Source organism: Hylemonella sp. P2_B10, assembly GCF_056404875.1.
On sequence record NZ_JBFUDE010000002.1, the window covers coordinates 271869 to 282800 of the forward strand.

Genomic DNA, 10932 nt, shown 5'->3' on the forward strand with positions numbered 1-10932 from the left:
TGGCCTCTCAGCCTTTGATATCGGTCACGAACATCTTGCCCGGGGCGTGGGTGATGCACAGTGGCAGTTTGCTGGCCTGTGCCACCGCCTGCGGTGTCACGCCACAAGCCCAGAACACCGGCACCTCATCGGACAGCACGTCCACGGCGTCGCCATACTCCGGCCGCGCCAGGTCCGCAATGCCCAGCGCCGCCGGGTTGCCCACATGCACCGGCGTGCCATGGGCCAGCGGGAAGCGGCCTGACACCTGCACCGCCTTGGCGACATCGCGGCTGTGCACCGGCCGCATGCTGACCACCATGTTGCCGTGAAAACGGCCCGCCGGCGCGCAGGCCACGTTGGTGCGGTACATGGCCACGTTGCGATTCTGCAGCACATGGCGCAGCGGCACGCCCTCGGCCATCACCGCCGCCTCGAAGGAAAAGCTGCAACCGATCAGGAAGGCGACGAAGTCGTCCTGCCACAGCGCACTGATCTCGGCGCGCTCTTCGGTGAATTCGCCGTCGCGGTAGACGCGGTAGCCGGGAATGTCGGTGGCAATGTTGGCGCCTGGCGCGCACTTCGGCTCCAGCGCGCCGACGTCCAGCACCTCCACCAGCGGACAGGGTTTGGGGTTGCGCTGGCAAAACAGCAGGAAGTCGAAGGCGTGCGCCTGCGGCACGATCATCAGGTTGGCCTGGATGAAACCGGGCGCGTGGCCCGAGGTGGGCTGGGTGAACTGGCCGCTGCGGGCTGCCTGGCGCAGCTCGGCGGGAACGTTAAAGGTGGTCATGGAAAAAGTCTCAATATGAAGAATGCAGGTCACAGCCCCAGGTAGGCCTTTTTCACCTGGTCGTTGTTCAGCAAGTCCTGGCCGCTGCCCTGCATGACGATGCGGCCGGTCTGTATCACGTAACCCTGGTGGGCGATGTGCAACGCCTTTTTCAGGTTCTGCTCCACCAGCAGGATGGACACGCCCAGCGCGTTCACCTGCTGGATCACCTCCAACACCTTGGTGACAAACTTGGGCGCGATGCCCCAGGACGGCTCGTCCAGCATCAGCAGCTTCGGGCGGGCCATCAGGCCACGAGCGATAGCCAGCATCTGCTGCTCGCCGCCGCTCATGGTGCCGGCCAACTGGCCGGCGCGTTCCTTCAGGATGGGAAACAGGTTCAGCATCTCGTCCAGCGTCTGCGCCACCTCGTGCTGGTCCTGCCGGGTGTAGGCGCCCAACTCCAGGTTGCGCTTGACGGTCAGGCGCGGAAACAGCCGCCGGCCCTCGGGCACAAGGGACAGCCCCAGCGGCACGCGGTGGTGCGCCTGCATGCCATGCACCGGCTGGCCATTGAACAGGATGCTGCCGGCGGCCAACGGGTTCAGCCCCGCCACCGCGCGCAGCGTGGTGGACTTGCCGTTGCCATTGCCGCCCACCAGCGCCACGATCTGACCCGGCGCCACCGTCAGGCTGACGTCGGAGACGGCCAGCACGCTGCCGTAGCAGACCTTGAGGTTTTTCAGTTCCAGCATGGCGTCAGTCCCCCAGGTAGGCGGTGATCACCGCCGGGTCGCTGGACACCTGCTGTGGCGTGCCCTCGGCGATCTTGCGGCCACGGTCCAGCACCACGATCTTGTCGGCGATCGGCATGATGCCCTCCAGCACGTGCTCCACAATCAGGCAGGCGATGCCCTGGTCGCGTATCTTCAGCACCACGTCCACCGCTTCGCGCACCTCGGACGGGTTCAGCCCGGCCATCACCTCGTCCATCAGCACGATGCGCGGCTGCAGGGCCAGTGCGCGCGCCACCGCCAGGCGGCGCTGCTCGCTGATGGTCATGCTGGCAGCGGGCTTGTCGGCAAAGTGCTGCAGGTTCGTGAAGGCCAGCCAGCGCATGGCGGCCTCGCGCGCCTTGGCCGGGTTGCGCTGCGAGGCCAGCGCGGCCGTCATCACGTTTTCGCAGGCCGTCATGCTGGTGAAGGTGCGCGCAATCTGGAAGGTGCGCGCCACACCGGCACGAGCACAGGCCTCCGGCGGCAGCCCGGCGATGGGCTTGCCCTCGAACTGGATGCTGCCGGCGCTGGGCGCGAAGTAACCGGCCACACAGTTGAACAGCGTGGTCTTGCCGGCGCCGTTGGGGCCGATCAGCCCCACCACCTGGCCGGCGGCGACGTCAAAGGACACGTCCTCATTGGCCACCAGGCCGCCAAAGCGTTTGCTGACGTTTTGCACTTGCAACAGGCTGTTCATGCCGCCTCCTTGGCGTTGGCGACCGGCGTGGCCGCTTCCGGCGGCTGGGGTGCAATCTGCTTGGCCGCGCGCCGCTGGCGCCATCCCTTCAGCCAGCCGAGCAGGCCGGTGGGGTAGAACACCGCCACGCCGATGATCAGGCTGGCATAGATGATGACGTCGGTGCCGCGGCCGCTGCCGCCGAACAGTGTGCGCGTGCCCTCCTCGATGCCGGTCAACACCACCGCGCCCACCACCGGGCCCAGCAGCGTGCCCACGCCGCCCAGGATGGCCACCAGCGCCATCTTGATGGACAGCGCGGTGGACAGCACCGAGGTGGGGTCGATGTAGAGCTCCTTCTGCGCATACAGGCTGCCGCCCACGGCGGTGAAGAAGGCGCTGATGCACAGCGCCACCTGCTTGTAGCGCGCGATGTTGATGCCCACGCTGCGGGCCGCGTCCGGCTCATCCTTGATGGCACGGAAGTAGTAACCCAGGTAGCTGCGCTCCACCCACCAGTTGGCGAGGAGCGTCAGCAGCAGCAGGCCCAGCGCCAGCCAGTAGTAAGGCAGCTTGGAGGCGAAGTTCAGCCACAGCCAGCCGCTGCGGTCCATGGGCAGGTTCAGCCCCACCGCCGCACCGCCGTATTCCCACTCGGTGAAGAAGATCTGCACCAGCTCGGCCGCGGCGATGGTGGCCATGGCGAAGTAGTGGCCCTTGAGCCGGAAGCACGACCAGCCGAAGCCCAGGCTGAACACGGCGGCCGCCAGCCCACCCAGCGGGATGCCCAGCCAAGGGCTGATGCCGAACTTCAGCAGCAGCAGCGTGGACATATAGGCGCCCAGGCCGTAAAACGCAGCATGCCCCAGTGACACCTGGCCGGCATAGCCGCCCAGCATGTTCCAGGCCACGCCCAGCTGCGCGGCCATCAGCATCAGGATGACCAGGTTCAGCCGCGAGCTGTCCAGCACCAGGGGCAAGCCCACGGCCAGCAACGCCAGCGCGGCGCAGCAGATGACTAAGTTGCGCGTGCTCATGCTTTCCCCATCAGGCCCTGCGGCCGCCACATCAACACCGCCAGGAACAGCACCAACACAATGGCCGTCTTGTATTGCGGCCCCAGCAGCAGCCCGCCCATCACCTCGATCACCCCCACCAGGATGCCGGCCCAGAAGGCGCCGGTGACGCTGCCAAAGCCCCCCAGGTTGACCACCACGAAGGCCAGCAGGATGAAGTTCGCCCCCACGTCCGGGAAGATGGGGAAAAAGGTGGACAGCAGCACGCCCGCCGCGCCGGCGCAGGCCGCGCCTATGCCCCAGGCCAGCGCGAACATGCGGTGCGAGTCAATGCCCATCAGCCGTGCCGCCTCCTTGTCCGAGGCGGTGGCCTCCAGCGCGGCGCCCAGCCGGGTGCGCGTCAGGAAGAAATAGATCAGCCCGGTGACCACGATGGCGCCCAGGCCCGCCACCAGTTGCGGCTTGCCCAACTGCACGCCCAGCAGCTTCACCGAGCCGGCCACCGCCGAGTTCTCGATGGAGCGGAAATCCGGCTTCCACAGGAACTGGGCCACGCCGCGCAGCAGGATCATGATGCCAAAGGTGGTGAAGATCTGCGACAGCATGGGCGCATTGGTGATGCGCACAATCACCAGCTTGTACAGCAGCACGCCGAAGACGAACAGCATCAGCACGGTGAGCGGCAGCGTCAGCAGCGGGTCCAGCGCATAGAGCGCAAACAGCCAGAAGCTGGAGTACATGCCCAGCATCAGGAACTCGCCATGCGCGAAGTTGACGATGTCCATGACGCCGAAGATCATGGTCAGGCCAATGGCCACCAGGGCGTAGATCAGGCCTATCAGCACGCCCGAGGCCAGGGTCTGTAAAAGGATGTCAAAGGTCATGGTGGTGGTTCCGCACGGGCAGCCTCCGGGAGGGCAGCGCTTTGCGGGCTGCCATGAACAAGGTACGACAGGGAATGGTACGGCGGCAGCAGGCCGCCGTCAGCGGCTTTCGTTTACTTGCGCTGTTCCCACTTCGGCATGGGCCAGACCACGTCACGCGAAGCCATGGCAAACGGCCACACGGTGTTGTACTTGCCGTCGATGATCTGCACCAGGATGCCCTGGCCCAGCGTGTTCTGGCCCGAGGCATCAAACTTCACACCCTTCCACGGCATGATCAGCTTGTTGCCCGGGATGTCGGTGGCGGCCAGCGCCTTGCGGATCGCCTCGGGGTCGGTGGAGCCGGCGCGGTTGATGGCGTCGGCCATCACCATCAGCCCGGTGAAGCTGCGCGACGAGTTGCCGGTGAAGTTGTGCTTGTAGCGGGCATTCAGCAGGTCATTGACCTGCTTGATCAGCGGGTTGCGCGAGGCCAGGTCCAGTGCCCACACCTCGCGGGTGATGACGTATTCGGCGTCCTTGCCCAGCGTCTTGATGAAATCGGTGTCGGTGAAGCCGGCGTTGTTGGCCAGGATCATGTCGGGCGAGAAGCCCAGTTCCTTGTACGTCTTCATGGACAGGATGGCATCGGCCGTGTACGACGACTGCAGCACCAGGTTGGGCGAGGCCGCCTTCAGCGCCTGCACCTCGGACGTCAGCTGCGTGGTCTTGGCGGCGTAGCTGACCTGCTTGACCAGGTTGTACTTGAACTCGGGCGCCAGCTTGGCCTGCAGCTTGGTGGTCTCGGTGCCCCACAGGCCGTTTTCGTTCAGCGAGGCGATGTTGCCGGGCTTGATGCCTTTCTTGGCTTCGAGCTCCTTCAGGAACTCGAAGGCGTTGTGCACGAACAGGTCGTCATGCGGCGTGGTGCGGAAGAACCACTTGAAGCCGCGCGCCGTCAGCGAGGCCGACGACGACTCCGGGTTCAGGAACGGCACGCCGGCGCGCTCGGCCACCTGGCTGGCGGTGGCGGTCACTGCGCTGTTGTAGGCGCCGACGATGGCCACCACCTTCTCCTGCGTGATCAGCCGCTCGGCCTCGGTGGCGCCGGTCTGCGGGTTGGCCTGGTGGTCGGCAAACACCAGCTTGATCTTGGCGCCTTTCAGCCCAGGCAAGCCTTTGCCGCTGGAAAACGGCAGCTCGGGAATACCGGGCGCGCCGTTGTTGATGATGTCGGCGGCCAGCTCCAGCGCATTGCGCAACTCGCCACCCACCGCCGCGCCGGAACCGGTCAACGGGTAGATCACGCCGATCTTGATTTCCTGCTGCGCCTGGGCACTCATCATCAGGCCGGCGGCGGCCAGGGCCAGCGCCATGCGGGACCACAGGGACTTGTTGTTGGGCATTTGAAACTCCTGTTGAAACGGGACAGTGGGATGGGATGCAGCGAAGTGTGCTGGCCCACCGGCGCCAAATCAAACAGAAAGTTTTCTTGTTTCGTCATCGATTTTTTCGATGATTGGTAAATACCCTATGCACCTTTTGGGGAGGTTTTTGCACCGCGACGGCGACCCGCTTTGGTGCCTGCCGCCTCGCCGGCAAAGGCCAGCGCAGATTTCAGCACGGTGTCCACCAGGTTGGAGGTCGGGTCGCTGCGGTAACTGGCGTGGATGGGCAAGGCCTTGGGTTGCACGTCGCAATTCAGCACTTTCAGGCTGGCAAAGCCCGTCAACCGCTGCACCGCCACGCGTGGCAGCAGTGCCACGCCAAAGCCGCCCTGCACCAACTGCATCATGGCCGAGATGGACGAGATGGCGTGCACCTTTTTGGGCTCCAGCCGGTGCTGGCGCAGCAGATCCTGCAGCATCACATGGGGCTGCGAGCCCTTTTGGAAGGTCAGCAATTCCATTTCCGACAGTTCGTCCAGCCGGTATCTGGCTTTTTTATGCAACACCGGATGCCCCACGAAGGCCATGTCCATAGGCGTGAAGGCGTGGTTGCGCACGCCGTCAGCCGACACGGGAAAGGCGGCGAAGATCAAATCCAGCGTGCCGCGCTGCATCTGGTCCATCAGGATGGGGGTGGTTTCGACCGCCAACTCCAGCTCCAACCCAGGCTGCTCCAGCCTTAGCTTTTCCAGCCAGGGGATCAGCCAGGAATGCAGCACCGATTCGATGGCGCCAATGCGCATGGACACCGCCAATGGCGCCCCCGCCCCCATCTCGGCCTTGACCTCGCGCTGCAATTCCAGCAGCTTGTTGGCATAGACCAGGAAGCGCGTGCCGGCCACCGTCAACTTGAACTGCTTGTCGCGCCGGTCCAGCAGCAGCACGCCCAGCTCGTCCTCCAGCGCTGCGATGCGGCTAGACATGGCCGACTGCGTCAGGTACAGCTTGTCGGCGGCGCGCGAGATGCTCTTCAAGGCGGCCACCCAGTAGAAGGCTTCGACAAAGCGCAAATTCATGGCAGGTTCATGGTGCTGGGCGCGGGGTCAGGCGCTGGGGTATGCCCGTAGCCGCTGGCGCGAGAATTGCTCGTATCCTAACGTCACCTTTGCATTCACCGTCCAGGAGTTGCCATGAATTTGAAGAAGGCCCTCGTTGCCGCAGCCTTGCTGGCCTGCGCCACCAGCTTCGCCCAGACCAAGTGGGACTTGCCCGCCGCCTACCCGGCCAGCAACTTCCACACCGAAACCCTGACGCAGTTCGCCCAGGACATTGACAAGGCCTCCGGTGGCAAGCTGAAGATCACCATCCACGCCAACGCCTCGCTGTTCAAGGCCAACGAGATCAAGCGCGCCGTGCAAGGCGGCCAGGCCCAGATCGGCGAAGTGCTGCTGGTCAATTTTGAAAACGAAAACCCCATTTACGGCGCCGATGGCGTGCCCTTCCTGGCCACCAGCTATGCCGAGGCCGAGAAGCTGTACAAGGCGCAAAAGCCGGTGCTGGAGAAGCTGCTGAATGCCCAGGGCATGAAGCTGCTGTATGCCGTGGCCTGGCCGCCACAGGGCATCTATGTGAAGAAGGAGATTTCGTCGGTGGCCGACATGCGCGGTGTCAAATGGCGCGCCTACAGCCCGGCCACCGCGAAGATTGCCGAGTTGATCGGCGCGCAGCCGGTCACCGTGCAGGCGGCTGAAGTGAGCCAGGCCTTCGCCACCGGCGTGGTGGAGAGCATGATGAGCTCGGGCGCCACCGGCTACGACACCAAGATCTACGAGAGCGTCAAGTACTGGTATGACACCCAGGCCTGGATGCCCAAGAATGCCGTCATCGTCAACCTGAAGGCCTTCCAGGCGCTGGACGCCGCCACCCAGGCCGTGGTGCTGAAGGCCGCCGCCGATGCCGAGACGCGCGGCTGGAAGCTCAGCGCCGAGAAGAACGACTGGTACAAGAAGGAGCTGGCCGCCAAGGGCATGAAGATCATGGCGCCCCCTGCCAAGCTGATGACCGACATGCGCCAGGTGGGTTCCATCATGCTGGCTGACTGGGAGAAAAAGGCCGGGCCGGACGGCGCCGCCGTGCTGGAAGCCTACCGCAAGAAGTGAGCAGCGCCCCTGATGACTGTTGACACGCCCGTGCACCCTGTGCGCAGACTGCTGGACGGCCTGTACGACGCTGCAGCCTGGGCCGCTGCCCTGATGATGGTGGGCACGCTGGCGATGGTGCTGCTGGGCATGCTGGACCGCTACGTGTCCATCCACTTTCGCGGCACAGACATGTATGCCGGCTACTGCATGGCGGCCAGCGGCTTCCTGGCGCTGGCGCACACGCTGAAGCGCAACGAGCACATCCGCGTCACGCTGCTGCTCAACGCCGTGGCGCCCGTCGGCAAGAAAGCCCTGGAGGTGTGGAGCCTGTGCGCCGCCATCTTCCTGTCGGCACTGTTTTGCATCTACAGCATCAAGCTGTCCTACCAGTCGTGGGATTTCCATGACATCTCCACCGGCAACGATGCCACGCCGCTGTGGATCCCGCAGATCGGCATGGCGCTGGGCACGCTGGTGCTGTGCATCGCCTTTGTGGACGAACTGGTGCTGGAGCTGAAGGGTCGCCGCGCCGTGATGGAAAGCGAAGAGGCACTGCACAATGAGTGACCTGGGCATCACCGCGCTGCTGATTCTGTCGCTGTTCATGATCCTGGGCAGCGGCGTCTGGATTGGCCTGACCCTGACCGGCGTGGCCTGGATAGGCATGGAACTCTTCTCCTCCCGGCCGGCGGGCGACGCCATGGCCGTCACCATCTGGGGCAGTGCGTCAAGCTGGACACTGACCGCGCTGCCGCTGTTCATCTGGATGGGCGAAATCCTGTTCCGAACCCGCCTGAGCGAAAGCATGTTCAAGGGCCTGGCGCCCTGGGTCAACTGGCTGCCAGGGCGACTGCTGCACACCAATGTGATCGGCTGCACCATCTTTGCCGCCGTCTCGGGATCGAGTGCCGCCACCTGCGCCACCATCGGCAAGATGACGCTGCCTGAACTGACGCGCCGCGGCTACCCGCAAGACCAGATCATCGGCTCGCTGGCCGGTGCCGGCACGCTGGGGCTGCTGATCCCCCCAAGCATCATCATGATCGTCTACGGCGTGATGGCCGAGGTGTCCATCGCCCGGCTGTTCGTGGCCGGCGTGCTGCCAGGGCTGCTGCTGGCCTCGCTGTTCAGCGGCTACATCGTGGTGTGGGCGCTGATGAACCCGGGCAAGATACCGGCCAGCAATGAGCATTTCACAATGGGGCAACGGTTGTACGAGTCGCGCCACCTGATCCCCGTGGTGCTGCTGATCTCGGCCGTGCTGGGCAGCATCTACGTCGGCATTGCCACCGCCACCGAGGCGGCGGCCGTCGGTGTGGTCGGTTCCTTCGTGCTGTCAGCAGCGCAGGGCTCGCTGTCCTGGAGCAACTTCAAGGAGGCGCTGATGGGCGCCACCCGTCTGTACTGCATGATCGCGCTGATCCTGGCCGGCGCCGCCTTCCTGACGCTGGCCATGGGCTACATCGGCCTGCCGCGCCACCTGGCGGAGTTTGTGTCCAGCCTGGGGCTGAGCCCCTTCCTGCTGATCCTGGCGCTGGCGGTGTTCTACATCATCCTGGGCTGCTTCCTGGACGGCATCTCCATGGTGGTGCTGACCATGGGCGTGCTGCTGCCCACGGTGCAGGCGGCCGGCATCGACATGGTGTGGTTCGGCATCTTCATCGTCATCGTGGTGGAGATGGCGCAGATCACCCCGCCGGTGGGCTTCAACCTGTTCGTGCTGCAGGGCATGACCAAGAAGGAGATCACCTACATCGCCCGCGTCACCCTGCCCTTCTTCTTTTTGATGTGTGGCATGGTGCTGATCCTGTGGTACCTGCCCGGCATCGCCACCTGGCTGCCGGGCAAAATGTAGGTTTCTGCAAAGATCCAACAGGAGACGGCATGGGTGCATCGGGCTTTGTCGCAGTGGGTGTGGGCGGTGCCTTGGGCTGCTGGCTGCGCTGGTTCTTGGGACTGCGGCTGAACGCGCGTTGGGAGGTGATGCCGCTGGGCACGCTGGCGGCCAACATGATTGGTGGTTTTTTCGTCGGCGTTGCGGTGGCCTTTTTCAACCGCTATCCTGGCCTGCCGCCGGAATACCGCCAGTTCATTGTGGTGGGTTTCATGGGTGGGCTGACGACGTTTTCCAGTTTCTCAGCCGAGGTGGTGGGCATGATGGCCAAGGAGGAATACCTGTGGGCGCTGGGCACGGCCAGCCTGCACCTGCTGGGCTCGCTGGCGCTGACCGCCGTGGGCATGGCCTGCGTGAAGCTGGTGCTGGGCTGAGGCCGTACGCATGCGGCGGCGCCACTTCCCTGCCGTGCTGTGCGGCGCACTGCTGCCGGCACCCAGTGCTTTTTCTCAGCCCCGACCCGCCACGGCGGCGGCTGACCTGCAAGGCCACCGCGGCGCGCGCGGCCTGGCGCCCGAAAACACACTCGCCGCTTTCAAAAAAGCCCTGGAACTGGGCGTGACCACGCTGGAGCTGGACATCGCCATCACCGCAGACGGCGTGCCGGTGATCACGCACGAGCCGGCGCTGTTCGAGGGCACCACCCGGGATGCCAGCGGCCAGTGGCTGAGCGCGCGCGGCCCGCTGATCAAGACGCTGACGCTGGCCCAGGTGCAGACCTACGACGTCGGCCGGCTGAACCCCAACCATCCCTACGGCAAGCCGTTTGCCCAACAGGTGGCGGAGGACGGCGAGCGCATCCCCACGCTGGCCGCGCTGTTCCAGCTGACCCGGGACCTGGGCGCCAACCAGGTGCGCTTCAACATAGAGACCAAGCTGTTCCCGAACAAACCGGACGACACGGTGTCGCCCCAGGTGTTCGTGGACAGGCTGCTGGCGGTGATCCGTCAGGCTGGCATGGTGCAGCGGGTCACGCTGCAAAGCTTTGACTGGCGCACGCTGCGGCTGATGCAGCAGCTGGAGCCGGCCATCCCCACCGTCTACCTGACGATACAGCGCCCCACCAACAACAACGCCGCCGACCCGGCGTGGACAGCCGGCCTGCGCTTGGCCGACCACGCCAGCCTGCCGCACCTGGTGAAGGCCGCCGGCGGCGCAGTCTGGTCGCCTTACCACCCGGATGTGAGCGCCGAACTGGTGGCCACGGCCCACATCCTGGGCCTGCAGGTCATCCCCTGGACGGTGAACGAACCGGCCGACATGGACCGCCTGTTGGGCTGGCGCGTGGACGGCCTGATCAGCGACTACCCTGACCGCTTGCGCGAAGCGGCGGCCAGGCGCGGGCTGCCCTTGCCCAAGGGACTGAAGCCTTGAGGCGGTGCAAAAGCAGCCGGTTGGTTTACAAAGCGGCCTGGACTGCCTAGCAT

At 65.0% G+C, this 10932-nt stretch carries 12 protein-coding genes; 5 read left to right on the top strand and 7 right to left on the bottom strand.

The window, feature by feature from the left end; all coding sequences use genetic code 11:
* Positions 1-7: 7 nt before the first annotated feature.
* The 7 genes from AC1DX2_RS09095 to AC1DX2_RS09125 all read right to left on the bottom strand — a co-directional run bounded on the left by AC1DX2_RS09095 (position 8) and on the right by AC1DX2_RS09125 (position 6546).
* Positions 8-772 carry a putative hydro-lyase gene (locus AC1DX2_RS09095; protein WP_477196016.1) on the bottom strand — a complete coding sequence of 255 codons (765 nt, stop codon included), beginning with the start codon at positions 770-772 and terminating at the stop codon, positions 8-10.
* A 29-nt stretch (positions 773-801) separates the two neighbouring features.
* On the bottom strand, positions 802-1506 hold the full coding sequence (locus AC1DX2_RS09100; protein ID WP_477196017.1) for an ABC transporter ATP-binding protein: 705 nt from the start codon (positions 1504-1506) through the stop codon (positions 802-804).
* A 4-nt stretch (positions 1507-1510) separates the two neighbouring features.
* Entirely contained in the window at positions 1511-2224 is a 714-nt protein-coding gene (locus AC1DX2_RS09105; RefSeq protein WP_477196018.1) for an ABC transporter ATP-binding protein, read from the bottom strand.
* The gene (locus tag AC1DX2_RS09110) at positions 2221-3240 is read right to left on the bottom strand and encodes a branched-chain amino acid ABC transporter permease (RefSeq protein ID WP_477196019.1); all 1020 of its coding nucleotides are present in this window, start codon (positions 3238-3240) and stop codon (positions 2221-2223) included. Before AC1DX2_RS09110 ends, AC1DX2_RS09105 begins: the two co-directional genes overlap by 4 nt.
* The gene (locus AC1DX2_RS09115; protein WP_477196020.1) at positions 3237-4103 is read right to left on the bottom strand and encodes a branched-chain amino acid ABC transporter permease; all 867 of its coding nucleotides are present in this window, start codon (positions 4101-4103) and stop codon (positions 3237-3239) included. Before AC1DX2_RS09115 ends, AC1DX2_RS09110 begins: the two co-directional genes overlap by 4 nt.
* 113 nt (positions 4104-4216) lie before the next feature.
* Positions 4217-5488, bottom strand: coding sequence for an ABC transporter substrate-binding protein (locus AC1DX2_RS09120; protein ID WP_477196021.1), 1272 nt, complete (start codon positions 5486-5488; stop codon positions 4217-4219).
* Between the two features lie 125 nt (positions 5489-5613).
* Complete coding sequence (locus AC1DX2_RS09125) at positions 5614-6546, bottom strand: LysR family transcriptional regulator (RefSeq protein ID WP_477196022.1); 933 nt, start codon at positions 6544-6546, stop codon at positions 5614-5616.
* 114 nt (positions 6547-6660) lie between these two features.
* On the opposite strand from AC1DX2_RS09125, the gene AC1DX2_RS09130 reads away from it, so the two are divergent.
* Genes AC1DX2_RS09130 through AC1DX2_RS09150 form a run of 5 tightly spaced genes read left to right on the top strand, consistent with a single transcriptional unit; the run spans position 6661 to position 10879 of the window.
* Positions 6661-7629 carry a TRAP transporter substrate-binding protein gene (locus tag AC1DX2_RS09130; RefSeq protein ID WP_477196023.1) on the top strand — a complete coding sequence of 323 codons (969 nt, stop codon included), beginning with the start codon at positions 6661-6663 and terminating at the stop codon, positions 7627-7629.
* Between the two features lie 39 nt (positions 7630-7668).
* Positions 7669-8178: a TRAP transporter small permease gene (locus AC1DX2_RS09135; protein ID WP_477196658.1), complete on the top strand. Its 510-nt coding sequence runs from the start codon at positions 7669-7671 to the stop codon at positions 8176-8178.
* The gene (locus tag AC1DX2_RS09140) at positions 8171-9466 is read left to right on the top strand and encodes a TRAP transporter large permease (RefSeq protein ID WP_477196024.1); all 1296 of its coding nucleotides are present in this window, start codon (positions 8171-8173) and stop codon (positions 9464-9466) included. The genes AC1DX2_RS09135 and AC1DX2_RS09140 overlap by 8 nt, the downstream gene beginning before the upstream one ends.
* A 29-nt stretch (positions 9467-9495) precedes the next feature.
* Entirely contained in the window at positions 9496-9879 is a 384-nt protein-coding gene (gene crcB / locus AC1DX2_RS09145) for a fluoride efflux transporter CrcB (RefSeq protein ID WP_477196025.1), read from the top strand.
* 10 nt (positions 9880-9889) lie between these two features.
* Complete coding sequence (locus AC1DX2_RS09150) at positions 9890-10879, top strand: glycerophosphodiester phosphodiesterase (RefSeq protein ID WP_477196026.1); 990 nt, start codon at positions 9890-9892, stop codon at positions 10877-10879.
* Positions 10880-10932 lie beyond the last annotated feature (53 nt).